The sequence below is a fragment of the Qipengyuania sp. YIM B01966 genome, assembly GCF_016461955.1.
Classification (GTDB): Bacteria; Pseudomonadota; Alphaproteobacteria; order Sphingomonadales; family Sphingomonadaceae; genus QFOP01.
Genome location: NZ_JADMNM010000002.1, coordinates 372702 through 398289 on the forward strand (window position 1 = coordinate 372702; position 25588 = coordinate 398289).

The 25588-nt window shown below is 66.6% G+C and carries 27 protein-coding genes, 1 tRNA gene, 1 other RNA gene and 1 pseudogene; 9 read left to right on the top strand and 21 right to left on the bottom strand.

What is annotated here, in order from left to right; genetic code table 11:
- Positions 1–225: 225 nt before the first annotated feature.
- From lon to ILT46_RS04545, 8 genes are all read right to left on the bottom strand, one after another.
- Entirely contained in the window at positions 226–2622 is a 2397-nt protein-coding gene (gene lon, locus ILT46_RS04510) for an endopeptidase La (protein ID WP_199503439.1), read from the bottom strand.
- Between the two features lie 144 nt (positions 2623–2766).
- Complete coding sequence (locus tag ILT46_RS04515; protein WP_199503440.1) at positions 2767–3039, bottom strand: hypothetical protein; 273 nt, start codon at positions 3037–3039, stop codon at positions 2767–2769.
- 52 nt (positions 3040–3091) lie between these two features.
- The gene (locus tag ILT46_RS04520) at positions 3092–3433 is read right to left on the bottom strand and encodes a YbaB/EbfC family nucleoid-associated protein (protein ID WP_199503441.1); all 342 of its coding nucleotides are present in this window, start codon (positions 3431–3433) and stop codon (positions 3092–3094) included.
- A complete protein-coding gene (locus ILT46_RS04525; RefSeq protein ID WP_199503442.1) occupies positions 3430–5274 on the bottom strand; it encodes a DNA polymerase III subunit gamma/tau in 1845 nt (614 codons plus the stop codon). The genes ILT46_RS04520 and ILT46_RS04525 overlap by 4 nt, the downstream gene beginning before the upstream one ends.
- 67 nt (positions 5275–5341) lie before the next feature.
- Positions 5342–5436, bottom strand: an RNA gene (gene ffs, locus ILT46_RS04530) — signal recognition particle sRNA small type.
- Positions 5437–5481: 45 nt separating this feature from the next.
- The gene (locus ILT46_RS04535; protein WP_199503443.1) at positions 5482–5760 is read right to left on the bottom strand and encodes an NADH dehydrogenase ubiquinone Fe-S protein 4; all 279 of its coding nucleotides are present in this window, start codon (positions 5758–5760) and stop codon (positions 5482–5484) included.
- A 15-nt stretch (positions 5761–5775) separates the two neighbouring features.
- On the bottom strand, positions 5776–8220 hold the full coding sequence (hrpB, locus tag ILT46_RS04540) for an ATP-dependent helicase HrpB (protein ID WP_199503444.1): 2445 nt from the start codon (positions 8218–8220) through the stop codon (positions 5776–5778).
- A 12-nt stretch (positions 8221–8232) separates the two neighbouring features.
- A complete protein-coding gene (locus ILT46_RS04545; protein WP_199503531.1) occupies positions 8233–9255 on the bottom strand; it encodes a polyprenyl synthetase family protein in 1023 nt (340 codons plus the stop codon).
- A 74-nt stretch (positions 9256–9329) separates the two neighbouring features.
- On the opposite strand from ILT46_RS04545, the gene ILT46_RS04550 reads away from it, so the two are divergent.
- On the top strand, positions 9330–9671 hold the full coding sequence (locus ILT46_RS04550) for a chorismate mutase (RefSeq protein WP_199503445.1): 342 nt from the start codon (positions 9330–9332) through the stop codon (positions 9669–9671).
- Between the two features lie 60 nt (positions 9672–9731).
- Positions 9732–9944 (top strand): hypothetical protein, encoded by a 213-nt coding sequence (locus tag ILT46_RS04555; RefSeq protein WP_199503446.1) that lies wholly within the window; start codon positions 9732–9734, stop codon positions 9942–9944.
- Between the two features lie 47 nt (positions 9945–9991).
- Here the strand turns inward: ILT46_RS04555 and ILT46_RS04560 are convergent, their stop codons facing one another.
- The 4 genes from ILT46_RS04560 to ILT46_RS04575 form a co-directional block, all read right to left on the bottom strand.
- Entirely contained in the window at positions 9992–11416 is a 1425-nt protein-coding gene (locus ILT46_RS04560; protein ID WP_199503447.1) for a sensor histidine kinase, read from the bottom strand.
- A 10-nt stretch (positions 11417–11426) separates the two neighbouring features.
- Positions 11427–12107: a response regulator transcription factor gene (locus ILT46_RS04565; RefSeq protein WP_199503448.1), complete on the bottom strand. Its 681-nt coding sequence runs from the start codon at positions 12105–12107 to the stop codon at positions 11427–11429.
- 83 nt (positions 12108–12190) lie between these two features.
- Positions 12191–12505 carry a PepSY domain-containing protein gene (locus ILT46_RS04570; RefSeq protein WP_199503532.1) on the bottom strand — a complete coding sequence of 105 codons (315 nt, stop codon included), beginning with the start codon at positions 12503–12505 and terminating at the stop codon, positions 12191–12193.
- Between the two features lie 61 nt (positions 12506–12566).
- The gene (locus ILT46_RS04575) at positions 12567–13280 is read right to left on the bottom strand and encodes an SIMPL domain-containing protein (RefSeq protein ID WP_199503449.1); all 714 of its coding nucleotides are present in this window, start codon (positions 13278–13280) and stop codon (positions 12567–12569) included.
- A 127-nt stretch (positions 13281–13407) separates the two neighbouring features.
- On the opposite strand from ILT46_RS04575, the gene ILT46_RS04580 reads away from it, so the two are divergent.
- The gene (locus tag ILT46_RS04580) at positions 13408–15270 is read left to right on the top strand and encodes an ABC-F family ATP-binding cassette domain-containing protein (RefSeq protein WP_199503450.1); all 1863 of its coding nucleotides are present in this window, start codon (positions 13408–13410) and stop codon (positions 15268–15270) included.
- Between the two features lie 7 nt (positions 15271–15277).
- Here ILT46_RS04580 and ILT46_RS04585 read toward each other — a convergent pair whose 3' ends face one another.
- On the bottom strand, positions 15278–15748 hold the full coding sequence (locus ILT46_RS04585; RefSeq protein ID WP_199503451.1) for a DUF6456 domain-containing protein: 471 nt from the start codon (positions 15746–15748) through the stop codon (positions 15278–15280).
- A gap of 89 nt (positions 15749–15837) precedes the next feature.
- On the opposite strand from ILT46_RS04585, the gene ILT46_RS04590 reads away from it, so the two are divergent.
- Complete coding sequence (locus ILT46_RS04590; RefSeq protein ID WP_199503452.1) at positions 15838–16410, top strand: helix-turn-helix domain-containing protein; 573 nt, start codon at positions 15838–15840, stop codon at positions 16408–16410.
- Positions 16407–17612, top strand: a complete 1206-nt coding sequence (locus ILT46_RS04595; RefSeq protein ID WP_199503453.1) for a glycosyltransferase — start codon at positions 16407–16409, stop codon at positions 17610–17612. Before ILT46_RS04590 ends, ILT46_RS04595 begins: the two co-directional genes overlap by 4 nt.
- 4 nt (positions 17613–17616) lie before the next feature.
- Here ILT46_RS04595 and secF read toward each other — a convergent pair whose 3' ends face one another.
- From secF to yajC, 3 genes are read right to left on the bottom strand one after another with little or no spacing between them, the layout of a single operon-like run.
- On the bottom strand, positions 17617–18597 hold the full coding sequence (gene secF / locus ILT46_RS04600) for a protein translocase subunit SecF (protein WP_199503454.1): 981 nt from the start codon (positions 18595–18597) through the stop codon (positions 17617–17619).
- Positions 18598–18613: 16 nt separating this feature from the next.
- The gene (gene secD / locus ILT46_RS04605) at positions 18614–20212 is read right to left on the bottom strand and encodes a protein translocase subunit SecD (RefSeq protein ID WP_199503455.1); all 1599 of its coding nucleotides are present in this window, start codon (positions 20210–20212) and stop codon (positions 18614–18616) included.
- Positions 20213–20233: 21 nt separating this feature from the next.
- Positions 20234–20554, bottom strand: a complete 321-nt coding sequence (yajC, locus tag ILT46_RS04610) for a preprotein translocase subunit YajC (protein ID WP_199503456.1) — start codon at positions 20552–20554, stop codon at positions 20234–20236.
- Between the two features lie 174 nt (positions 20555–20728).
- On the opposite strand from yajC, the gene ILT46_RS04615 reads away from it, so the two are divergent.
- Positions 20729–20805 (top strand) — tRNA-Pro (locus ILT46_RS04615).
- Positions 20806–20818: 13 nt separating this feature from the next.
- Here the strand turns inward: ILT46_RS04615 and ILT46_RS04620 are convergent.
- The 5 genes and pseudogenes from ILT46_RS04620 to ILT46_RS04640 form a co-directional block, all read right to left on the bottom strand.
- Complete coding sequence (locus tag ILT46_RS04620; RefSeq protein WP_199503457.1) at positions 20819–21133, bottom strand: ArsR/SmtB family transcription factor; 315 nt, start codon at positions 21131–21133, stop codon at positions 20819–20821.
- Positions 21120–21811: pseudogene (locus ILT46_RS04625) on the bottom strand (efflux RND transporter permease subunit); the annotation flags it as partial. The gene ILT46_RS04620 and the pseudogene ILT46_RS04625, both read right to left, overlap by 14 nt.
- 8 nt (positions 21812–21819) lie before the next feature.
- Entirely contained in the window at positions 21820–22053 is a 234-nt protein-coding gene (locus ILT46_RS04630) for a hypothetical protein (protein ID WP_199503458.1), read from the bottom strand.
- A 9-nt stretch (positions 22054–22062) separates the two neighbouring features.
- On the bottom strand, positions 22063–22428 hold the full coding sequence (locus ILT46_RS04635; RefSeq protein WP_199503459.1) for a hypothetical protein: 366 nt from the start codon (positions 22426–22428) through the stop codon (positions 22063–22065).
- 14 nt (positions 22429–22442) lie between these two features.
- Positions 22443–22775, bottom strand: a complete 333-nt coding sequence (locus tag ILT46_RS04640) for a rhodanese-like domain-containing protein (protein WP_199503460.1) — start codon at positions 22773–22775, stop codon at positions 22443–22445.
- A gap of 96 nt (positions 22776–22871) precedes the next feature.
- On the opposite strand from ILT46_RS04640, the gene ILT46_RS04645 reads away from it, so the two are divergent.
- From ILT46_RS04645 to ILT46_RS04655, 3 genes are all read left to right on the top strand, one after another.
- Complete coding sequence (locus ILT46_RS04645; RefSeq protein WP_370592329.1) at positions 22872–23756, top strand: FAD-dependent oxidoreductase; 885 nt, start codon at positions 22872–22874, stop codon at positions 23754–23756.
- A 64-nt stretch (positions 23757–23820) separates the two neighbouring features.
- Positions 23821–24747, top strand: coding sequence for an MBL fold metallo-hydrolase (locus ILT46_RS04650; protein WP_199503461.1), 927 nt, complete (start codon positions 23821–23823; stop codon positions 24745–24747).
- 7 nt (positions 24748–24754) lie between these two features.
- Positions 24755–25525 carry a sulfite exporter TauE/SafE family protein gene (locus tag ILT46_RS04655; RefSeq protein WP_199503533.1) on the top strand — a complete coding sequence of 257 codons (771 nt, stop codon included), beginning with the start codon at positions 24755–24757 and terminating at the stop codon, positions 25523–25525.
- Positions 25526–25588 lie beyond the last annotated feature (63 nt).

Genomic DNA, 25588 nt, shown 5'->3' on the forward strand with positions numbered 1-25588 from the left:
TTGGCTGAGCGGGGCTGCTCGAAGCGACCCGCAACGGGCGGCGAATTGACCGGCTTTTGCCCCCGCTGTCAAAGCAATTTGCCGTGCCAAACCGTGGTTTGCACTTGATCTGTCCGTTTTTGGAGCAGAGTGACGACCGGGCGGCCGAGCCCGGCCGTCACAACTCTCACATAAGCAATTTTACCCTACGTCAGCCGCTCGTCGAGTCGCTGCACTGCAGCACGCTTAATGCGCGGTGGGCGCGGCGCTGCCGCCGGCCAGCGCAGGATGCGGCGGCTGGCTCGCCAGATCGTCAGCCTCAGTCCATTCGATCGCTGCCGGAACCGATGTCAGCGCGCGCTCGAGCACCTCGTCGACATGCGACACCGGAACAATCTCCAGCCCCTCTCGAATATTGGCGGGGATTTCGGCCAGGTCCTTCACGTTTTCTTCCGGGATCAGCACGGTGGTAATCCCGCCACGCAAGGCCGCCAGCAGCTTTTCCTTCAAGCCGCCGATCGCCAGAACCCGCCCGCGCAGGGTGACCTCGCCGGTCATCGCCACATCCGGGCGCACCGGGATGCCGCTCAGCGTCGAGACGATCGAAGTGACCATCCCGATGCCCGCGCTCGGCCCGTCCTTGGGCACCGCGCCCTCGGGCAGGTGGATGTGGACGTTCCGGCGCTGAAACAGGCTCGGCTTGATGCCATAGGCCGGTGCCCGTGCCTTGACGAAGCTGAACGCCGCGGCGACGCTCTCGTTCATGACCTCGCCCAGCTTGCCGGTGGTCTTGACCTCCCCCTTGCCCGGCGTGGTCACGCTTTCGATGGTCAGCAATTCGCCGCCCACCTCGGTCCAGGCGAGGCCCGTCACCGCGCCCACCTGCGCCTCGGCTTCGGACACGCCGTGCTTGAACTTGCGCACTCCGGCAAACTCGCCGAGATTGTCGGGCGTGATAGTGACCGCCTGGTCCTTGTTTTCCAGGATGCGGCGCAGGCTCTTGCGCGCCAGCCGCGCGATCTCCCGCTCCAGCGTACGAACGCCCGCCTCGCGGGTGTAATAGCGGATCAGGTCGCGCAGGCCTTCCTGCGTCAGCGTGAACTCGCCATCGGTCAGCCCGTGGTCGCGCACGACCTTGGGCACCAGATGCCGCTCGGCGATCTCGACCTTTTCGTCCTCGGTATAGCCTTCGAGCCGGATGATCTCCATCCGGTCGAGCAGTGGCTGCGGCAGATTGAGGCTGTTCGCGGTGCAAACGAACATCACGTCCGACAGGTCGAGGTCGATCTCGAGATAATGGTCCTGGAACTTGTGGTTCTGTTCAGGATCCAGCACCTCGAGCAGCGCCGAGGCCGGATCGCCGCGGAAATCCTGGCCGAGCTTGTCGATCTCGTCGAGCAGGAACAGCGGGTTGCTGGTCCCGGCCTTGCGCAGATTGGTGACGATCTTGCCCGGCAGGCTGCCGATATAGGTCCGCCGGTGGCCGCGGATTTCCGCCTCGTCGCGCACCCCGCCGAGCGACTGACGGACGAATTCGCGCCCGGTCGCCTTGGCGATCGATTTGCCGAGACTGGTTTTGCCGACGCCCGGCGGGCCGACGAGGCACAGGATCGGCCCCTTCAGCTTGTTGGTCCGCGCCTGCACGGCGAGATATTCGATGATCCGGTCCTTGACCTTTTCGAGCGCATAATGATCCGCGTCGAGCACGTTCTGCGCGCGCGCGATATCGCGCTTGACCTTGCTCTTCTTGCCCCACGGCAGGCCCAGCAGCACGTCGAGGTAATTGCGGATGACCGTCGCCTCGGCGCTCATCGGCTGCATCGCCTTGAGCTTCTTCAGCTCGCCTTGCGCCTTGCTGCGCGCTTCCTTCGACAGCTTGAGCGTGTCGATTTTGGCCTGCAGCTCGGCGATCTCGTCGGCATCGTCGTCCTCGCCGCCCAGTTCGGACTGGATCGCCTTCAACTGTTCGTTGAGGTAATATTCGCGCTGGGTCTTCTCCATCTGCCGCTTCACCCGGCCGCGGATCTTGCGTTCGACCTGCAGCACCGACAGCTCGCTATCCATCAGCGAGAGCACAAGTTCGAGCCGCTTGAGCGGATCGCTTTCGGCCAGCAGCGCCTGCTTGTCGGCCACCTTCGCACCGAGCGCTGCGGCAATCGTGTCGGCCAGCGTGCCGGCATCGTCGATCTCGCCCAGATCCTCGCCCGCGCCTTCGGCGAGGCGCTTGTTGTGCTTGGCATAATCGCCGAATTGTTCGACCACCTGCCGCATCATTGCGGTAACCTCGGTGCCCGAGGTGGTGGCAGGCGCGATCCGTTCGACCGCAGCGGAAACAAAGCCGTCCGCCTCGCTCAGCCCGGCAAGCCGCGCCCGCGTGTTGCCCTCGACCAGCACGCGCACGGTGCCGTCGGGCAGCTTGAGCAATTGCAGCACTTGCGCGATCACGCCCATCTCGAACAGGTCAGCCGCCACAGGATCGTCGGTGCCCGGATCGCGCTGGGCGAGCAGGAAGATGTCCTTGTCGCCCGCCATCGCGGCTTCGAGCGCGGCGACCGATTTGTCGCGGCCGACAAACAGCGGCACGACCATGCCGGGAAAGACGACGATGTCGCGCAGCGGCAACAGGGGGTAGGTCTGGTCCATGAAATTTCCGTCCAATCGCGGCAGCGGCTGCCGCTTCATGCGCCGCCGTCTGCCTTTCTTAGCGCGGAATATGGGTAGCGGGCGGGCGCGCCGCAATGGGCGCATCATGCCCACCTGTGGACTGCGAGCCGGTGGACGGCCCGTTCAGCGCAGCGCGATCGCGCTTTCCAACGGCTGCGAATGGACGCAGCGCCCGTCGGCATCCTCGACCACGATGTTCTGATCGACCACCAGCGCGCCCCATTGCAGGTCGCGCGAGGCAAGCTGGCGCCCAACAAATTTCGCCACGCTGCGCGCCATCAACTCGTCATCGAGGTCGAGCTGCGCGGCTTGCCGCGGGGAATTATCCTTCGACAGACGAAATCGATAGATCGGCACGAGTCGCAAGGCCTCCGGCTTCAGCGCCAGCATGGTCATGCCGATGTTACAATTTGGCGGCGGTTCTATGACCGCTATGTTGCCGCGCCGCTCAGCTCAGGCCCGGAATGTTGAGGCCGGGCGGCAGGCCCATGCCGGCCTGCACCTTCTGCATTTCCTCGTTCGCCACGCGGTCTGCCTTGCCGCGCGCATCGTTGAACGCGGCGGTGACGAGATCCTCGACCATCTGCTTTTCTTCAGGCTTCAGCAGGCTCTCGTCGATCGCCAAGCCCAGGATGCGCCCCTTGGCCGAAGCGCGGATTTTCACCAGCCCGCCACCGGCCACGCCCTCGACCTCGATCGCATCGAGCTTGGCCTGCGTCTCGTTCATCTGTGTCTGGATCTTCTCGGCCGCTTCCTGCGCAGCCTTGAGCATTTCTTCCATCGACTTCATGCTTTTCTGCTCCACGATGTTTCACGCCGTTCGGGGCGCGGGGGCGCATGGCCCTCGGGTTCGACAAATTCGGCGTCGGGAAAGGCGGCCAGCGTCGCCTGTACCAGCGGATGCGCGCGCAGCGCAGCCGCTGCGCCAGCGGCTGCGGCCTCGTCCGCTTCGACCAGCGTCGGCGCACCGGGGCCGGCGGCCAGCGCGACCTCCCACCGCGCGTTGGTGGCGGCGTTCAGCGCGGCGCGGATTTCGCCCGAGAAATCCTCGGTAAAGCCATCCGCGAGGGCATAATCCAGTCGCCCGTGCTCGAGCGCGACGACCCGCACCTGCATCCTGAGGCGGCTGGCCAGCAGCAACTCGCCGCTGCGCTCCACCTGCTCGACCAGCGCCGCCCAGCCCGGCGCGGCGCGCTGAGCGGTGGCGCCACCGGCCTCGCCCGGGGCCGTCGGCGCCGGCAGCCCGCCCCCTGCGGCCAGCTCTTCGAGCTTGCGCGCGAGCGTGCCGGGATCGGGCAGGTCGGCGGCGTGCAGCACGCGCAGCAGCGCCATCTGTGCCGACACCAGCGGATCGGGTGCCTGGCGGACTTCCTCGTATCCCTTGAGCAGCAATTGCCACAGCCGGTGCAGCTGGCCGGCTGGCAGCCGCGCGGCCCAGTCGGCAATGGCAGCGCGCTCTTCCTCGCTATGGCTGTCGGGCGGCCCGCCGCCCACTTGCGCGAGCGTAACCCGGTGCACGATGTCGAGCAGGCTCCGCATCAGCGCCAGCGGCTCGACACCGAGCGAATACTGATCGTCAATGCCGCCCAGCAAGCCGGCCGCATCGCCTTCCAGCAAAGTCTGGAACAGGCGCCGCTGAGCGCCCTTGTCCGCCAAGCCGAGCATATCGCGCACGCGCGCCGCGGTCACCAGCGCGCCGCCTTCGCCGGCATCGAGATCGGCCTGGGCGATGGCCTGGTCGAGGATCGACAGGCCATCACGCACCGACCCTTCGGCAGCGGCGGCGATCATTGCCAGCGCCTCGGGCTCGGCGGCGACGCCTTCCTCGGTGCAGACCCAGCCGAAATGGCCGGCCAGCATCTCGGCCGGAATACGCCGCAAATCGAAGCGCTGCGTGCGGCTCAGCACCGTTACCGGCAGTTTCTCAACCTCGGTGGTGGCGAACAGGAATTTGACGTGGGCGGGCGGCTCTTCCAGCGTCTTGAGCAGGCCGTTGAAGGCCTGCTTCGACAGCATGTGCACCTCGTCGATGATATAGATCTTGTAGCGCGCGCTGACCGCGGCGTAGCGCACCGCCTCGATAATCTCGCGGATGTCGTCGATGCCGGTATGGCTCGCCGCATCCATCTCGATTACGTCGATATGCCGCCCCTCGGCGATCGCCACGCACGGCTCGCACCGGCCGCACGGGTCGATCGTCGGGCCGCCCTTGCCATCCGGGCCGATGCAGTTGAGCGCCTTGGCGATCAGCCGCGCGGTGCTGGTCTTGCCGACCCCGCGCACCCCGGTCATCAGGAAGGCATGGGCCAGCCGGTCACGCTCGATCGCATTGGCGAGCGTGCGGACCATCGGTTCCTGCCCGATCAGCTGCGAAAAGGTCTGCGGGCGGTATTTCCGCGCCAGCACGCGATAGGGCTGGTTGGCGGGCTTAGAGGGGGCTGCGGCGCTCGGTTCGGATGCCGTTACGGGCTGCGGTGCGGGCGTTGCCGGCGGATCGCCGAACAGTGCGTTCTGCCCGGCAGCTTCCAGTTCCGCCGCCGATGCGCGGGGCTCGTCCGGGGCGCGGCTGTCCGCGTCCGTCGCCCATGGCAGAGCGCCCGGTTCGCCCGCATTGTCCGGTGAATCACCCATCACCCATCAGGTAGGCGCGCCCCGCCTGAAAGTCACCCGCCAGAGCGGTGAATGCTGCGGGGAAACGGGTAAAGGAGCCGGCCGACCCGCCGCAACCCGTTGTGGCTGCTTCCTTCCGGACCTGACCAGGTTGGCGGACGCAAGCGTCCGACCGGCTCCCGCGGCGCATATGCGTGTGCACGCCAGCAAAATCAAGCCGGCGTGCGCTCAGCGGAAATTGTCGGAATAGGATTGCAGCTTGAGATTGTGCGGCGGCGGCTGGTGGATGCGCGCATCGATCCCGTATCGCTCGGCATAGGCCTCAGCGGCCGCGCAATCGGGGAAGGTCAGCTGGACTTGCGCCTGCGTATCGCCGCTGCCCGTCCAGCCCATCAGCGGATCGGGCCGGCGCGCCTCGCTCTGCTCGAATTCGAGCACCCATTCGTCGGTGCGCGCCTTGCCCGACTGCATCGCGTTTTTCGGGCGCTGGTAGATGATCGCTGCCATGCGCCTTGCCCTAATTCACGAATCGCCGCGTGAAAAGGCGTTCTTGGTCTTGAGGCTCGGCGCCTCGGCCCACGGCGCGTCGGGCCAGCGATGCCTGGGATAGCGGCCCTTCATCTCGCGCGCGACATCGCGCCAGCTTCCGCGCCAGAATCCGGGCAGATCGCGCGTTGCCTGTAGCGGGCGGCCCGCCGGGCTGGTCAGCTTGAGAAGCAGCGGCGTGCGCCCGATCAGCGGATGCGTGTCGAGGCCGAACAGCGCCTGCACCCGCACCTCCACGCTTGGCGCATCGGGGCCGGCATAATCGATCGCGTGGCGCGTTCCAGCGGGCGAGAGAAACTCGCGCGGGGCCGCGCCGTCGAGCAACTGGCGCTGGTTCCATGTGAGCAGCCCCAGCGCCGCCTCGGCCACCGCGCCCGGCGCGAGCGCGAAATCGTTGCGGCCCACCAGCAGCGGGGCGAGCCATTCATCGGCCCGCGCAGCCAAACCATCGAGCGTCAGTTCGCCAAGGCCGGCAAAGCGCGCGCGGGCGATCAGCGTAGCGGGGATCAGCCGGGCTATGTCCTGTTTCGCGCGCTCGAGCAGCAGCGCGCTTACCGCAGCCCGATCGGGCGCGGGGTCGGGTCCGCTGGCGAGCGTGATCGCGCCGAGCCGGCGTTCGAGGCGACTTTCCACGCGCGACACGGCCCAGCGCGCCGTGGATCGCTGCTCGATCCGGTCCGCCAACCATTGCTCGACCTCGGCCTCGCTCAACGCCAGCGCGGCGGTAATCCGCGCGCCCTTTGCGCTGCCCTGTGCATCGCCGATCGCCAGCCATTCGGCGCGCGCCAGCGGCGAGGCCGGGTCAAGCCGGTAGCCGCGCCCACCCGCGCTAAGCCAGTTTTCCCCGGCAGCATCACGCCGCCGGGCAAGGAAATCGGGGCGCGCCATGGCGAGCAGGACGGCGAGCGGCGCGCCGCTATGGGCCGGCTCGTCGGCTGCAACCAGCGTCGCGGCCTTGTCGGCCCAGCGCCGGGCAAGCTGGCGGCTGGCCTCGGCACGCGGCGCGCTGTCCGCGCGCCATCGGTCCAGCCGCAGGGCCAGATCCTCGCTCTGTCCGCCCAGCCCGCGTTCCTGCAGCAGCAGCGCGAGCTCGGCCGCGCGTCGGCCCGCCCCAGCCCGCGCGCCCAGCAGCACCAGCGCCGCCAGCGCCGGTTCGAGCGGCAATTCGGCCAACTGCGTGCCAAAAGGCGTCATTCGCCCGCTATCGTCCAGCGCGCCAAGCGTGGTCAGCGTGTTGCGCGCCGCCGCAATCGCGGCTCCGGGCGGCGGATCGAGCCAGCGCAGCGCCGACGGATCGCTGCTCCCCCAGCGCGCGAACGACAGCAGCAGCGGGGCGAGATCGGCGGTGAGGATTTCCGGCGGGTCGAATGGCGGGCGACCGGCGTGCGCGGCCTCTTCCCACATCCTGTAGCAGACCCCGGGCCCCTGCCGCGCCGCGCGGCCTGCGCGCTGCGCTGCGGCAGCCTGGCTGGCGCGCACCGTTACCAAATGCGTCGTGCCGGCGGCCCGGTCGAACTGCGCCTGCCGGGTAAGGCCGCTATCCACCACCACCGACACCCCGTCGAGCGTCAGCGAGGTTTCGGCAATGCTGGTGGCGAGCACGATGCGCCGCCGTCCATCACCATCGCGCGACAAGGCCCGCCGCTGCCCGGCAGGATCGACCTGCCCGTGCAGCGGCAACACTAGCGCGTCCGGTAGCCGCTCCGCCAGCCGTTGCCGGACCCGCTCGATCTCGCCCAGCCCGGGCAGAAACGCGAGAATGTCGCCCGCCTCGGCGCGCCACGCCTTGGCGATCGCGCCGGTCATCGCGTCTTCGACCCGCACGCCCGGCGAACTGCCGAGCCATTCCACGCGCAATGGATAGGCTTTGCCCGCGCTCTCGATTACCGGCGTGCCGCCCCCGAGCAGCGCGGCAAAGCGCGCCCCGTCGAGCGTGGCCGACATCACCAGCAGCCGCAATTCGGGGCGCAGCACGGCCTGCGTCTCCAGCGCCAGCGCCAGCGCGAAGTCGGCGTCGAGGTGGCGTTCATGCGCCTCGTCGAACAGCACTGCGGCAATGCCGGGCAGTTCAGGGTCGGCGACGATGCGGTTGACGAAAATCGCCTCGGTCATCACCACGATCCGCGTTTTCGCCGACCGCTTGCTATCGAGCCGGGTCTGGTAGCCGACCGTCTCGCCCGCGCGCTCGCCCAGCATCTGCGCCATCCGCTCGGCAGTGGCGCGGGCCGCCACGCGGCGCGGGCTGAGCACGATGATTTCCCCGCCGCACCACGCCGCGCCGAGCAGCGCCGGCGCAACCCCGGTCGTTTTGCCGGCGCCCGGTGGGGCAATCAGAACCGCACTGGAGTGCTGCTCGATCGCGGCCAGCGCTTGCGGCAACACCGCCGCAATCGGCAGGTCAGCCGCGCCGGTCGCTGCCATGCCGGCCGCCGGTCAGCTCCGCCGCGCGACGGCGAAACGGGCGGCCTCTTCCATTGCCGAGCGCGCCGCACCAGCCGGGAAGCCGGCAATCGCATCGACCGCGCGCATGGCGAAATGTTCGGCCCGCGCACGCGTCGCGGCGACAGTATCGTGCCCGTTGACCAGCTCGATCGCGCGGGCAAGGTCCGCTGGTTCGCTGCGGTGCCCGGCAATGGCATCGCGCCAGAAAGTGCGCTCCTCGTCGGACCCGCGGGCATAGGCGAGGATCACCGGCAGGGTCATCTTGCCTTCACGGAAATCATCTCCCTGGCCCTTGCCCATCTCGTCTGCGGCCGAGCTGTAATCCATCGCATCGTCGACCAGCTGGAAGGCAATGCCGAGATTGCGGCCGTAATCGTCGAGCGCGCGTTCCTCGGCCTCGGGCCTCTCGGCAACGACGGCGGCGATCCGCGTAGCGGCGGCGAACAGAGCGGCCGTCTTGGCGCCGATAATTGAGAGATACCGCTCCTCGCTGGTTTCGATCTGCCGCTGCGCAGTCAGCTGATCGACCTCGCCTTCGGAAATGACCGAGCTGGCATTGGAGAGGATGCGCAGCACCTTGAGGCTGCCATCCTCGACCATCAGTTCGAAGCTGCGGGTGAACAGGAAGTCACCAACGAGCACCGTTGCCGGATTGCCGAACACCAGATTGGCCGCCGCCTTGCCGCGCCGTAGTTCGGAGCCGTCGACCACATCGTCATGCAGCAAGGTGGCGGTGTGGATGAATTCGACCGCGGCCGCGAGCTTGTGATGGCGCGTGCCCTCGTACCCGCACAAGGCGGCGCCAGCGAGCGTTAGCATCGGCCGCAGCCGCTTGCCGCCGCCGGCGATCAGATGCCCGGCAAGCGCGGGGATCAGCGGGATGCGGCTGTGCATCCGGTCCAGGATCACCGCATTGACCGCGTTCATCCCGTCCGCCGTCAGTGCCAGCATCGGCTCAAGGCTGGGGGCACGCTCGGCGCGGCGCGCCGGCAGGGGGACGACATTGGCGCTCATTGCGGCGAAATGGCTATCACTGCGCGCGATGGCAAGCGTGGAATCCATTCCGGGCGCGTGCTAGCGAGGTCGATATGGACGATACCCCCCCTTCCGGCGTTGCCGATGGTGATGCGGCGCTGGCAGCCTTTCGGCGGTCGATCGACAATATCGACGCGGCGCTGATCCATATGCTGGCAGAACGCTTCCGGATCACGCAAGCGGTTGGGCAATACAAGGCTGCGCGCGACCTGCCCGCCGCCGACCCCGCGCGCGAGGCCGCCCAGATCGCCCGCCTGCGCCGGTTGGCTCAAGAGGCTCAACTGGATCCCGAATTCGGCGAGAAATTTCTCCGCTTCGTCATCGAAGAAGTTATCCGGCACCACGATAGCGCAAAAAAGTCACACACCAGCAGTTCTTCGTCCGAGGTGGGTTGAACCCGCCGCCGTCCATCGGTAGTGAGCGCTACAGATTTTCCCATATGAGGAGGGGCTTTGATGTTCGGTAAGGTTCTTGGCGCAGCAGCTGCAGCAACTCTGGTTGTCGCTCCGGTTTCGGTTCAGGCAGCGCCGCAGAGCGCGCCGATCTCGGAGCCTATGGCCATGGCCGGTGAAAGCCGGGGCACGACTATTGGGGTGCTGTTCGCTCTTCTGGCGATCGTCATTGCAGTGGCGGTTTCAGGCGACGACGATAACGCCATCAGCGCCTGATCGTGGCCTTTTCTTGATATAGGAAGGGGCCCTTCGCGGGCCCCTTTTTATTGCCCGGCGCGGGGCAGCGAAAGCTCGACCAGCAGTCCGCCCAGATCATCGCTGACGCCGAGGGCGACGCCGCCCCCATAAATCTCGACGACATCGCGGACAATCGCCAGGCCGAGCCCGGTGCCGGGCTTGTCGGTATCGAGCCGCGCGCCACGCGCAAAAATGCGCGTGCGTTCAACCTCCGGAATGCCGTCACCGTCATCCTCGATCCAGGTCACGCATTGCGCGCTGTCAGGCTCGGCATCGACAGTGACGAACACACTGCCCCCGCCATATTTCGCGGCGTTTTCGATCAAATTGCCGAGGACTTCGTCGAGGTCCTGCCGTTCGATCGCCACCTGCGCGCCCCGGTTGCCGGCGATATCGAACCGGACCTCGGGATACAGCCGCTCCACCGCGCGGCGCACCGCTTCGGCGCTCTCGCATACCGGCGTCTGCGCATGGCCGACCGCCCTTCGGCCCACCGCCCGCGCCCGGGCGAGGTGATGGTCAACATGGCGGCGCATCACCGTTGCCTCGCGGATCACCGTCTCAGGCAGATCGCTGGCCTGCGCGGTCGCCGCGTTGTTGATCACCGTCAGCGGGGTCTTGAGCGCGTGGGCGAGGTTCCCCGCATGGGTCCGCGCCTCTTCGGCCTGCTTTTCCGAATGCGCCAGCAGCGCGTTGATCTCGTCCACCAGCGGCTGCACTTCGGATGGCAAAGTGTCGGTGATGCGGTTGGTCGATCCGTTGCGGATGGCCTGGATCGCCAACCGCACCCGCCGCAGCGGGCGCAGGCCGAGGTAACTGACCAGCATTGCCATCGCCAGCAGGCCCAGCGCAAGGATTGCGAAACTCCAGTAAAGGATGGAGCGAATGCGCTGAATCTGGGCGTCCAGTTCCGCCCGGCTGGCGGCGACGGTGAACCACCACTGCGTATCGCTCCCCGGCAGATAGATCGACCGCTCCGCGACGCGCAGCGGCTCGCCGGGAAACTGGAAGCTGTCGTAAAGGTGCGCTTCGTCGTCACTATGATTGGCCCGCACGGCCAGCGTGCGGTCCCACAGGCTGCGGCTGGCGAAATCCTCGTGCCCCTTGCCGCTGATCTGCCAGTACATCCCGCTGCCGGGTTCGAGGAAGCGCTGATCGCCCAAGGCGCGGTAGAAGCTGACCTCGCCGCCGGGCATGATCTCGGCCGAGGCGATCATCGCGGTCAGCATATATTCGAGCTGATCGTCGTAATTCGCCTCGACCTGCCCGGTCAGCGTCCGTTCGAGCGCGAAGCCCCCGCCAAGTAGAAGCAGCGCGATCCAGCCCGCAGCGATGAGCATGATCCGCCGCGCAAGACTGCCCCCGCGCGGGCGTGCGCGGGCGTCGGGCGCGGAATCGCTATCGCTTCGATCGATGCGGGGGTCGAGGGCGGGATCCCCCGCATCTGCCATCGCTCAGCCCTCAATTCGCGCGGGGGACATCATCCGGATCGTCGAGGCTGTAGCCGAGCCCGCGAATTGTGGTAATGACCTCCGCGCCCAGCTTCTTGCGGATGCGGGTCACGAACACTTCGATCGTATTGGAATCGCGGTCGAAATCCTGATCGTAGATATGTTCGATCAGCTCGGTCCGGCTGACCACCTTGCCCTTGTGGTGCATCAGATAGCCGAGCAGCTTGTATTCCTGCGCGGTCAGCTTGACCGGTTCGCCATCAAGCGTCACGCGGCCCGAGCGCGTGTCAAGCCGCACCGGCCCGGCGGTCAGCTCGCTCGACGAATTGCCCGAAGCTCGGCGGATGAGTGCGCGCAGGCGGGCGATCAATTCCTCGGTCTGGAACGGCTTGGCGAGGTAATCGTCAGCCCCGGCGTCGAGCCCCGCGACCTTGTCGGACCAGCTATCGCGTGCAGTCAGAACCAGGACCGGGAACTTGCGCCCTTCCTTGCGCCACATACCCAGCACCGTGAGCCCGTCCATGCCGGGCAGCCCGAGATCGAGGATGACCGCGTCATAATCCTCCGAACTGCCCATATAGTGCCCGTCTTCCCCGTCATCCGACAGGTCGACGGCATAGCCGTTCTGTTCGAGCGTCGATTTGAGCTGCTTGCCGAGTGTCGGTTCATCCTCGACGATCAGGATCCGCATGGCCGTGTATGCCCCCAAATTGCTGTGTGGCCGCGAGAGGTGGCCCTTTGACATGAACGCGTCAACCAGCCCGGCGTTTCCCCTCAGCCCGACCGACCGATGATCCGCCCGCTGCGGGCATCGACATCGATGAACGTCACGCGTCCGTCGCGGATGAATTTGAGCCTGTAGGCCATCGCTTCGGCATCGTAGGCCGGGCCGAGATATTGATGGCCGCGCATCACCGGCAGCACGCGCTGCTCGATCTCGCGCAGCGATAGCTGATTGCCGGCGCGCATCTCAGCCCGCGCGGCGCGCTGGTCCGATCGGCCCTGCGCCGCAGCAGGAGCGGCAGCCAGCCCGCCGAACAAAGCGACGCCCATCATTGCGGATGCGATTAATGTGCGCAGGTCAATCATCATGGTCCGACATTGGACGGGGGGCATTTAACCCCCCGTGAATGCTGGCGAAGGCCGGTGTTCAGCGGGTCATCTCGTATTTTACGATGATGTTGACCCCGGTCGAAACCATGCCCGGCTGCACCGGCGGGGCCGCCGCCTGCGCGGTTACCGCGATTGCATCGCGGTACATCGGCATGGGCTGCCGCCCGACGATCGTTTCGTTGACCTCCAGCAGTCGCAGGCCGGAATAGCCAGCCAGCCGGGCATACTCCATCGCCTGCGATTGCGCGCGTTCCATCGCATTGCGGCGGGCGGTGGCTTTTGCCTGCGTGTCGTTCTCGATCGAGAAATCCGGCCCAGACAGATCGGTGGCGCCGGCCGCCACCAGCGCGTCGAGAATTTCGCCGGTCCGCTCCACCCCGCGCAGCTTGATGCTGACCCGGTTCGCCGCCTGATAGCCGCGAAAAATCTGCTTCTGGCTAGCCTGATCGTAATCCCACCGGGGATTGAGATTGATTCCGGTGGTCTGAATATCACGTTCGGGGATGCGAAGCGCCTTCAACCGGTCAATCACCCGCTGCATCGCCTGCGAATTCAGCCGGAGCGCCTCGACTGCGGTTGGTGCATCGGTGGTCACACCGGCGCTCACGCGCACCATATCGGGCTCTGCTTCGACTTCTTCGACGATCGACAACTCAACCACCGGCCCGGTCGCCTGGATCTGGATGTCTGCTGCGGCGGCCGGCGTGGCGAGGCCGGCGACTGCGACCAGCGGCAGGGCGTAACGGGTCATCGGGAAATCCTTTGCTTGTGGCGTTGGGCGCAATCTGCGCCTCTCGGTATTACGCACCGCTGAACCCGCCGTTCCGGTGCCGCTCCCCGCTTGCCCCCCTGCCCGCCACCCTGTAGCTGCGCGGCCGATGGCCCAGCCCCCGATCCTGTCGCTCGAAACAATTGGTTTGCAGCAAGGCGGCAAATGGCTGTTCGGCGCGCCCGACAAGGAGCCGCTGGACCTCCATATCGGGCCGCGCGACCGGCTGGCGCTGATCGGCCGCAACGGCGCGGGCAAGACCACATTGTTCAAGCTGATCGACGGGCGGCTCGAGGCCGATAAGGGGCTGCGCAAGGTCAAGCCCGGCACGCGCATCGTGCTGCTCGAGCAAGACCCCGATTTCACCGGCCACGCGACGCTGCTCGATTTCGCGCTTGCCGGAGCCGACGCACCCGCCCGCCATGAGGTCGAGGCGATTGCCGGCCAGTTGGGCATCGACCTGAGCCGCGCCGCGCCCGGTGCCAGCGGGGGCGAGCGTCGCCGGGCCGCGCTCGCGCGGGCGCTGGCGCAAGACCCCGATCTGCTGCTGATGGACGAGCCGACCAACCATCTCGATCTCGCCGCGATCGACTGGCTGGAGGACTGGCTCACCCGCTACAAGGGCGCGTTCGTGGTGATCAGCCACGACCGCACCTTCCTTACCCGGCTGACCCGCGCGACATTGTGGCTCGATCGCGGCATCCTGCGGCGCAAGGAGGTCGGCTTCGGCGGCTACGAAGCGTGGGAAGAACAGGTCTATGCCGAAGAAGCCCGTGCCGCCGAACGGCTCGATGCACGGCTGAAGCTCGAAGCGCACTGGCTCGAACGCGGCGTGACCGCGCGGCGCAAGCGCAATCAGGGCCGGCTAGAAAAGCTGTGGCAGATGCGCAGCGCGCGCGCGGCGATGATCAATCCGCAAGGGACGGCCAAGCTGCAACTCGCGAGCGAGGAGGAGTTCAAATCCAAATCGGTCATCGTCGCCGAGAATGTGTCGAAATCGTACGGCGAGCGCAGGATTATCCGCGATTTCTCGCTGCGCGTCCAGCGCGGCGACCGGATCGGGGTGGTCGGCGCCAATGGCGCGGGCAAGACCACGCTGCTCAAGCTGCTGACCGGAGAACTTGAACCCGATAGCGGCAGCGTGACCCGCGCAAAGACATTGTCAGGGGTCATGATCGACCAGCAGCGCAGTCTGATGGAGCCCGACCGCACCGTGCGTCAGGTACTGGCCGAAGGCGGCGACTGGATCGATGTTGGCGATACCCGCAAGCATGTGCAGGGCTATCTGAAGGAGTTCCTGTTCGATCCCGGTATCGTCGATACCAAAGTCGGCATCCTTTCGGGCGGTGAACGCAGCCGATTGCTTCTGGCGCGTGAATTTGCCCGCAAGTCGAACCTGCTCGTGCTCGATGAGCCGACTAACGATCTCGATCTCGAAACGCTCGACCTGCTGCAGGAGGTGATCGCCGATTACGAAGGTACGGTGCTGATCGTCAGCCACGACCGTGATTTTCTCGACCGGACGGTGACGGTGACGCTCGGTCTTGATGGCAGCGGGCGCGTGGATGTCGTGGCCGGCGGCTACGAAGACTGGGTCAAGCAGCGTAGGCAAGGCCGGAAGGGCCCACCCCCTGCCCCTCCCGCAAGCGGGAGGGGAGAGCAGCGTGCTATATCCACCCTCCCGCCAGCGGGAGGGGACCGAGACTTGTCGGCGCAGCCGGCGAGTCGCAGCGGGGTGGGCAAGCCCAAGCTGTCGTACAAGGACCAGCGCGATTACGATCTGCTGCCCGCGCGCATCGCCGAACTTGATGCGGCAATCGCGCGGGGCGAGGCAATCCTTGCCGATCCGGCGCTCTACACCGCCGATCCGCAGCGTTTCGCGACCATCAGCCAAGGGCTCGCGCATGCCCGCGCCGAGAAGGATGCGGCCGAGGAACGGTGGCTGGAACTGGCCGAACTGGTCGAGGGCTGACCCGACCTCAAGGGACGCGGTAGAAATCGGCCACCCGGTCGAGCGCCAGGCGCAGCACGAGCTTGCCGCTCCGAGTCGGCCAGTCGAGCCCGCGCTCGGCGCCTGCCAGCGTTTCGCCAGCGCAAACCACGCGCCACAAAATGTCGGATAGGCCCCGCCCGGCGACCTCCATCGCGCCGTCAAACCTCCGGCGCGCCGCGATCTGCCGCTCGGCCGGGGCCAGCGCAGGGCCAGTGGTCGGCGCGCGGACCGCGTCCCAGCGCATCGTCACGCAAGGGCTGAGCGCAGCGGTTTCATAATCGCGCCGCAACGCCTCGCCCGCGGCGAGCAGCCGGTCGTCGAGATGTCCGCGGGCGTGGAGCCAGGTCAGCGGGGATTCGGCCAGATTGACCGCGACGCTGCGCCGCCCTCGTCTGGGCCGCCCGGCCCGCGCTGGCCCCGCCACGGTCAATTCGCGCTCAACCCGTTCCTGCCGCATCGCAATTACTCCTGCCTTGGCCGACACACTTGCCAAAAACGATTAGATGTAGGACAGCTGAAAACCGATCTGGTTAGCAGGATTCCGCGATGATCAACCGCATCCGCGACATACGCCGCGACAAGGGCATGACTTTGGCCGATCTCGCAGCGGCCTGTGATCCGCCGACAACCGCGCAGACGATCGGCCGGCTAGAGACCGGAATGCGTAACCTGTCGATCAAGTGGATGGACCGCATCGCCGCCGCGCTCGGGGTTGATCCCGAAATGCTGGTCCGTTCGGACGCTGCGGCACACCCGCAGGCCGTGGCCCGGTTGGCGGCGCAGGGGGCCGAGGCGCTCGGCCGCCCGCGCGACGCCTTGCTGCCGACGGCGCTGGCGGCGGACGGTGCGCTGGTGGTGCTGCTGATCGAGGCGGCGAGCGGCCCTTACCTCCCCGGCGACCAATTGTGGCTGCGGCAGATCGACCCGGCCGACAGCGCGCGGGCGATCAACCGCGATGTGCTCGCGCCGCGCAAGGGCGGACGGTTCGCCTTCGGCCGGCTGATCGACCGCCAGGGAGCGCGGCTCGCACTGCTGCCGCCCGGCGCCGGGCACAAGCAGGTGGTGGTCGAAGACCCTGCCTGGCTGGGCGTTGCCGAGATGCTGGTCCGCCCGCTGTGACGCAGGCGGATGCGCCAACGCCAAAACGCGTCCTGTCGCTGGCGACGCTGTTCCCAAACGCCACCCAGCCCCGGCTTGGTACTTTTGTCGCGCGGTCGCTGGAGGCGCTGGCGGCTGGCGGTGACTGGCAGGTTACCGTCATCAACCCCATCGGGGTGCCGCCCCTGGCGCTCGGCCGTTATCGCGCGCGGGCCGAGGCGGCGGTCAGCGGCGATGAACGCGGGGTCATGGTCCACCGCCCCACCTTCCCGCTGATCCCCAAGCTCGGTGGCCGCGCCAACCCCGCGCTGATCGCCAGCAGCATCATGCCGCTGATCCATCGCCTGCACGCGGCGACACCCTTCGCGCTGGTCGATGCGCAGTTCTTTTATCCCGACGGGCCGGCGGCGGCGCGGATTGCCACTGCGCTGAGCATCCCGCTCTCGATCAAGGCACGCGGCGCAGACATCCATTACTGGGGCGCCCAGCCCTACGCCGCCAAGGCGATATTGCGCGCGGCGCGGCAGGCGGCCGGGCTGCTGGCGGTGAGCGAGGCGCTGGCCGACGACATGGCCGCGCTCGGCATGGCCCGCGACAAGATCGCCATTCATCACACAGGCCTCGATCGTGACCGCTTCCGTCCGCTTGGCCACCCGCTGCTGCGCCGGCGGTTGGGGGAGCAATTAGGGATCGCCGTCCCCGAGCGCGCGCCGTTGCTGGCTGGGGTCGGCGCGCTGATCCCACGCAAGGGGCACGATCTGACGATCGCGGCGCTGACACAGCTGCCCGATGCCCAACTGCTGATCGTGGGCGAAGGCGAAGAGCACAAGCGGTTAGAGGCGCTGGCGGCGCGGTTGGGGGTGCGCGAGCGGGTTCATTTCCTGGGCGCGGTCGATCACGATCTGCTGCCCGTGATCCTCTCGGCCGCGGATGCGATGGTTCTGCCGTCCGCCAGCGAGGGCATCGCCAATGCCTGGATCGAGGCGCTGGCCTGCGGCACGCCGCTGGTCATCTGCGATGCGGGCGGCGCGCGCGAAATCGTCGATCGACCCGAGGCTGGCGTGATCGTGGCGCGCGATCCGGCCGCCATCGCCGCCGGCATTACCGAGGTACTGGCGCGCAACCCCCCGCCCGACGCCGTCGCTGCCACGGTCGAGGGGTTCAGCTGGCAGGCGAACGCGGCCGCACTCGCCGCCTATTACGAGCGGCTGATCGGCGGCTGAGCGTTCAGGCTTCGCCGCGTGCGACGCGTTCCTGCCGGTCGGTCGCGCTTTCCTTGTGAACGAAGCTGTCGGACGTCACACCCAGCCAGATCAGCAGCGGCGCGGCCATATAGACCGAGCTGTAGATCCCGACGAAGATCCCCAGCGTAATCGCCGCGACCATGCCGAACAGGCTTTCCGGCCCGAACAACAGCAGCGGGATCAGCGCCAGCAGCATCGACAGCGAGGTGATCATCGTGCGCGAGAGCGTTTCGTTCACTGACAGATTGAGCAGTTCCGGCATCGGCATCTTGCGATATTTGCGCATGTTTTCGCGGATGCGGTCGTAAATGACGATCGTATCGTTCAGCGAATACCCGATGATCGCCAGCACCGCCGCCACGGTCGTCAGGTTGAATTCCATCCCCGTCAGCGCGAACATCCCCAGCGTCAGCGAGACGTCGTGGAACAGCGACATCAATGCGCCCACGCCGAACTGCCATTCAAACCGGACCCAGATGTAGATCGAGATCGCGATCATCGCCGCGAGCAGCGCCCATTGCGATTGTCGGCCGAATTCGCCCGACACCTTGCCCGAGACGGTATCGACTCCGTCGATCCGCACCTGCGGGTGATCGCGCTTGAGCGCCTGGGTGATCCGCTGGGTCAACCGTGCGGCGTATTCGGGATTGCCGGCGGCTTCGTCAGGAAGACCGACGCGGATCGACACTTCATTGGGTGCGCCGAACCGCTGGATGATCGGATCATCGACCCCCTCGACCGCGCCGACAGTTTCGCGCAGCTCGGCAATCGGCGCTTCGGCTTCGCCCACGAAGGTCGCGCGCACTTCCTGCCCGCCGACAAAATCGACCCCGAAATTGAGCCCCTTGGTCATCACCAGCCCCCAGCTGGCGATGATCAGCAACGCGCTGACCACGTAGAACGGGATCCGCCAGCGCAGGAAATCGATGTTGGTGTTGTCGGGGACAAGCTTGAGCAGTCGCATGGCGCGCGTCTCTCCGTCAGATGTTGATGTCGCTCGGCCGCGTCTTGCGCAGCCAGCCGGCGACCCACATCCGGGTCAGGGTAACGGCGGTGAACACCGAGGTGAACAAGCCGATCATCAGCACCACGGCGAAGCCGCGGACAGGGCCGGAGCCGAACACGAAGAGCAGCACCCCGGCGATGAAATTGGTGACGTTGGCGTCGAAGATTGCGCGGCTGGCTTCCGTATAGCCGGTTTCAACCGCGGCCACTACGCGCCGGCCGCGGCGCCTTTCCTCGCGAATGCGTTCGTTGATCAGCACGTTGGCATCGACCGCCGCGCCGATTGTCAGCACGAAACCGGCAATGCCGGGCAGCGTCAGCGTGGTGCCCATGATCGCCATGACCCCGAGGATCATCAGCACGTTGATCACCAGCGCTGCGGTAGCGTAAATGCCGAAGCGGCCATAGGTGACGATCATCAGCACCACCACCGCGAGCGAGCCGATGATCATCGCGATCATCCCCTTGCGGATCGAATCCGCACCAAGGTCGGGGCCGACGGTACGCTCCTCTACCACCGCGAGATCTACCGGCAGCGCGCCCGAGCGCAGGGCAATCGCCAGCTGATTAGCAGTGTCCACGGTGAAGCTGCCCGAGATTTGCGCATTGCCGCCGCGGATCGGCTCGTTGATCGTCGGCGCCGACAACACTTTGCCGTCGAGGATGATCGCGAACGGCTTGTTGACGTTGGCCGTGGTCAGCGTGGCAAACCGGTTGGCGCCTTGCTGGTCGAACTGGATGTTGACCACCGGCGTATTGTTCTGCGGGTCGAAGCTCTGCTGCGCATTGACCAGATTGTCGCCGCGAATGCCGCCCAGCCGCCGCACGGCGAGCGCGCTACCCTGCTGCGGCGTCCCTTCAGCAAAGGGCACGATCTCGCTTCCCGGCGGGGCGATGCCCTGCTGGACATCGGCCGGCAGCGCGGTTTCATCGACAAGCTTGAATTCGAGCCGTGCGGTCTGGCCCAGCAATTCCTTGAGCGCATCAGGGTCCTGCAGGCCGGGTACCTGCACCACGATCCGGGTATCGCCCTGGCGAATGATCGTCGGCTCGCGCGTACCGAGCGCGTCAATGCGTTTGCGGACCACCTCGGTCGCGCTGTCCATCGCCTGCGTGACCGCCTGGCTGATTCCCGCTTCGGTGGGGGTCAGGATGACGCGGCTGCCATCCTCCACGCTCAGCGTCCATTCGCGGGTCGTGCCCGTGCCGTTGACCAGCGGCATTAGCAATTCGCGCGCCCGGTCGAGATCACCGGGATTTTCCAGCATGAAGCTGAGGCGGTTATTGCTCGTCGATACATCGCCGATGCGGATGCGCGGCTCGGCATCGCGCAACACGGTGCGGACGGTTTCTTCGGCGTTTTCGATCCGCTGGCGGGCAACCTCGGCCGGCTGCGCTTCGAGCAGGATGTGGCTGCCACCCGCGAGGTCGAGACCCAGGCTGACCATCGGGTCGGGCAGGTTCGCCGGCCAGCGCACGCCGCCCATCGACAGGAGCGAGGGAAGCGCCGCAGCGCAAAGCAGCGCGGTGAAGCCCCACAGCCAGACCTTCTTCCAGGTCGGAAATTCGAGCATGAAGTGTTCTCTTCCGCGCCGTCAGTCGTTAGCGGCCGCGCCGCCCGGCGGGACGATATCGCCGATGGTCTGTTTGACCGCCTTAACCTTCACCCCGGGTGCCAGTTCGAGATCGACATAATGATCGTCGACCCGCGTAACCTTGCCGATCAAACCGCCAGCGGTGACCACCTGGTCCCCCTTCTTGAGGCCGCCGATCTTAGTCTGATGGTCCCGCTGGCGCTTCATCTGCGGGCGCAGGATCATAAACCAGAAGATCAGCCCCATGAACAGAAATGGCAGGAACTGGAGCCAGGCGGGCGGCGCTTCGGCGCTGGCCGCGGCGGCTAGGATATCGAGCATCGACGAGTGACCTGAGTAAAAGTCCGCACAAGTTTGCCCGGCAACCATCGCTCGCCCGGCAACAAGGCCGCGCGCCTAGCAGTAAAGATAGGTCAGGGCAACGACGGCCTGACCCAAGCGAAGCGACTTGCCAAGCCGCACCCCCCTACCTATAGGCCCGCGCTCCACTGGTCTCGGGACGTAGCGCAGCCTGGTAGCGCATCACACTGGGGGTGTGGGGGTCGGAGGTTCGAATCCTCTCGTCCCGACCAGTGGACATTATCGTTATCTGTCTGGCAGCGCATCGCATATTTCGCACAAGGCGTGGATGATCGCGCTGACCACCGGGTCGCTAAGCGAATAGAACCGGGTCTGCGCCTCGCCGCGGATTGATACAACGCCTTCGTCGCGCAGCATGGCAAGGTGCTGCGAAACGGACGATTGCGACAGGCCGGACAGTTCGACCAGCTGGCCTACAGAAACCTCGCCTTCATCCATCCGGCACAGCATCATCAGCCGTTCGGGATGGCTCATGAGCCGCATCCGCCCAGCCATAAGACCGGCGTTCTCCTTGATGACAGACAAGTCAGTGGGTTTCATGCGCAGCCTCGTGCAACAGGTGGCGATCGTCGCGCAAGACAATGTAGATCGCCGGGATCACCAGCACGGTCATCAAGGTGGACGAAGCGAGCGCGAACAGGAGCGAGATCGCCAGCCCCTGGAAGATCGGATCGGTCAGGATCACTGCCGCCCCGATCATCGCCGCCGCCGCCGTCAGCACGATGGGCTTGAAGCGGATTATCCCGGCGTCGAGCAGGGTCTGGCGCAGGCTCTTGTCGGGGCTGCAGGTGTGGCGGATGAGATCGACCAGCAGGATCGAATTGCGCGCGATGATGGCAGCGAGCGCGATGAAGCCGATCATGCTGGTGCCAGTGAACGGCGCCTGGAACAGCATATGCCCGATCACGATCCCAACCAGCGTCAGAGGTATCGGTGTCAGGATCACCAGCAGGATGGTGAAGCTGTGGAACTGGCCGACGACCAGCACATAAATGCCGAGCAAGGCGACTGGCCATTCAGCAGCACCTCGGGCTTGGCGAGGCCCGCCCTGGCCCAGTCGAACGCGCCGATCGCGCGGTTGACCTCGAAGAGGCCGTGGATCGGCGCTTCGTAACGGCCGGCAAGCTCGGCGGTGACCATTGCCGCGCCGCGCCCGTCGCGGCGGAACATCGCCGGGCTGCCGGGTTCGATCCGGCCGGTGACCAGTTCCCCCAGCTCATCCGCGTCTATCCTTCGGTCACTGCCGGGCAGGTGACGGCAGATGTCGATATGCCCGGGATCGCGGCGCGCAGCACCCGGCCGGATGCGGGCGCGATCAGCGTGCCCTGCCCGGCCACTGCACCGACCGTCGATTGCTGCGCCCGCGCCGCGCGAACCTGCGCCTGCGCCGCACTGGCTGCGGCCTGTGCCTGTTCCAGGCGCGCCTTTGAATAGACGCCGTTCTGGTGGAGGAAGCGCACCCGTTCCAGCTAGGCCTGAGCCTGAGCCGCCTGCGCCCGCGCGGCGGCAGCCCGCGCGCCGTATGCGCCCGATTGATAGCCCAACTGACTATCGACAATCCGCCCGATCACTTGCCCACGACTGACCATTTCGCGGGCCCGCACGTTAAGCGTGGTCAGGATGCCGAGAATGCGCGCCAGCACCTGCGAATGAGCGACCGTGGCGATCTCGGCAATGAAGTCGTGCCAGCTGGTCGTCTCGCTCGACTGCACTGCCAGCCGAGGGCCGGCGGCGGTGCGTGCCGCCGGGGCCGCAGGTTTCTCCGCGCCATTCCCGCAACCGGCAAGCGCCATCGCGGCCCCGGCCAGCATGAATACCGTCAGCGTGCGGCGCATCGAACCCTCCCGCCTCAGCGTTCGACTGGCAGACCGGCTTGCTGCCAGGCCCCGAAGCCGCCCGCCAGATGCGTGTCGATCACCCGTTCAGCAGCGGCGCACTTGTCGAGCGCCATGGCCGAGCGCTTGCCGCCCAGGCAGTTGAGGATCAGCCGGCGCCCATCATGCGGCAGCGTCGAGGGCTGGAAATCGGATAGCGGCATATTGACCGCGCCGGGAATGTGGCCGGCGGCGAATTCGCCCGGCTCGCGCACATCCACCACCTGGACGCTGCCGGCTTCGATGAGCGAATGGAGCTCCTGCGCGCCGATCTCGTGATGCGCCTGCTTCTTGCCAAACCCGAACATCGCGAACTCCCTTGAAATGTAACCCTTGAAATGCCGGTTGCACGTAATATCGTTTTGCTCTTATATAAGTCAACAACGATTATATGGAGAGCCAGCATGTCGGGAGCGCGTATCGTGATCGTCGCTGCCGGGTTAGGCGGCACCATCGCAGCTTTTGAAATACGCGCTACCACCAATGGCAAGGCCGAGGTGACGGTCATCAATGATCAGGACGATTCCTGGTTCGTCCCCTCCAACCCGTGGGTGGCGGTCAAATGGCGCGAACCCGATGCGATCCGCGTCCACCTGCCAACGATCATGGCCAAGCGCGGAATCGGCTTCACTTCGGCCGGTGCCAAGCGGGTGCATCCGGGTGAAAACCGGGTCGAACTGAACGATGGCTCGTCAGTCGCTTATGATTACCTCGTCCTCGCCACCGGACCCGATCTGGCTTTCGACGAAATCGCTGGCCTTGGCCCCGATGGCTTTACCCAGTCGGTCTGCCGAACCGACCATGCCGCCGCCGCCGCCGCCGAGGCGTTCGACCGGTTCTGCGAAAATCCCGGGCCAATCGTGGTCGGTGCCGCGCAGGCCGAGGACGGCGCGGTCGAGGCCACGCACGACCTGCCATTCGGGTTCTCGATGATCCTGCCCGCCTTCCGCGGCGTGCCGGCGGTGTTCGGTATCGAGGGGCTGACCAATCCGCGCGGCTTCATCCTGGCCGACAAGCACCAGCGCAACCCCGCCTTCCCCAATGTCTATTCGCGGGCGTGGGTGTGGCGATCCCGCCGGTCGGGCCGACGCCGGTGCCGGTCGGCGTCCCCAAGACCGGATTCATGCCCGCGCCCGCCGCACGCCGCGTGGTCGAAGTCTCGCGCCTGCACCAAACGGCCGCGGCCGCGGCCCTGCACGGCACACGGCTGGAGGCGCAGGCGGGGGCCAAACCAACCCTGGCAGTGCTTGATGCTGAACGTGAAGCGATCGCCGCCGATACCGCGCTGACCGAGGCCGAAGGACGCTTGCTCGTCGCCGCCGGGCAGCTCGACGCCGTGATTGGAGAATAGCCATGACAACTGATTCCGCCCTTGAAGCCGCAACCGCCCAGGTAGAAGCCGCCCGCGCCTCGGGTCGGGTGCCCGTTGTGCGGACTTTCTTCGACGAAGCGACCAACACCGCCACCCACGTGGCGCACGACCCCGCCACCCTCCGCGCCGCGATCATCGACAGCGTGCACGATTTCGACCAGCCTTCGGGTCGCACCACGCACGGGTCGGCCGATGCCATCATCGCGTATGTCCGCGAGCAGGGGTTGACGGTCGACTGGCAAATCGAAACCCACGCTCACGCCGACCACCTGTCGGACGCCCCCTATCTGCAAGACGCGCTTGGCGGAAAGCTGATCATCGGTCGCGAGATCGTGACGGTCCAGGGGGTGTTCGCGGGTGTCTTTAACGAATCCGCGAACCTTGCGCGCGATGGGTCGCAGTTCGACCGGCTGATCGGCGATGGCGAGCAATTCAAGCTGGGCGAGCTCGACGTGATCGCGCTGCATGTGCCCGGCCATACCCCGGCCTGCATGGCCTATATCATCGGTGACGCGGCGTTCGTCGGGGATACGCTGTTCATGCCAGACTACGGCACCGCGCGGGCCGACTTCCCCGGCGGGGACGCGCGCACGCTTTTTCGCTCGATCCGCCGCCTGCTGGCGCTGCCGTCGGAAACCAGGATGTTCCTGTGCCACGATTACAAGGCGCCGGGACGCGACGAATTCGTGTGGGAAACCACCATCGGCGCTGAACGGACTGCCAACGTCCATGTCCATGATGGCGTGTCGGAAGAGGATTTCGTCGCCATGCGGGAAGCGCGCGACAAGACACTGGGGATGCCCAGGCTGATCCTCCCTTCGCTCCAGGTCAATATCCGCGCAGGCCATCTGCCCGAGCCCGAAGAAAACGGCACTCGCTATCTCAAACTGCCGCTGAATCTTTTGTAAGCCCGGGCTGGTGGACCTGACCCACATCCTTGGCGCGCTGAGCGGTGTACTGGTCGGGTTTACGCTCGGGCTGGTCGGCGGGGGCGGCTCGATCCTCGCCGTGCCGCTGATGGTCTATGTGGTCGGGGTCGCCAGCACGCATGTCGCGATTGGAACCAGCGCGCTGGCGGTCGCGGCCAATGCGCTGGCCGGGGTGCGCCATCATGCGCGGCGGGCCAACGTCAATTGGCGCTGCGGGCTGCTCTTCGCCGCCGCAGGGGTGCTTGGCGCACTCGGGGGATCGACGCTCGGCAAGGTGCTTGACGGGGAGCGGCTTCTTCTGTTGTTCGCAATACTGATGCTGGTGGTGGCGGGCGCGATGTATCGCGGACGCGGCGATGGCGGAGTAGAAGGTGCCACCTGCACGCGCGACAATTTGCCCAAGGTGCAGCGGTTCGGCCTTGCCACCGGGGCTCTGTCCGGCTTCTTCGGCATCGGCGGCGGGTTCCTTATCGTGCCCGCTCTCCTCGCCTCAACCAAAATGCCGGTCTTTCGCGCCATCGGCACCTCGCTTATCGCGGTGGCCGCTTTCGGCCTGACGACCGCCGCCAGCTATGCATGGTCAGGCCTGATCGACTGGCCGCTCGCCGGCAGCTTTATCGCCGGCGGCATGGCGGGCGCCGCCCTGGGTGCCCCCGCTGCGCAACGCCTGTCAGCGAGCAAAGGCACGCTCAACACCCTGTTTGCGGTGCTGATCGCACTGGTGGCAATTTACATGATCTATCGCGGGCTCCGCTAATGGCGTGCTGCTCGACCGGCGGAAGCCGGTCATGGCGCAAAGTGGCTGTCCGCAGCCGACTAA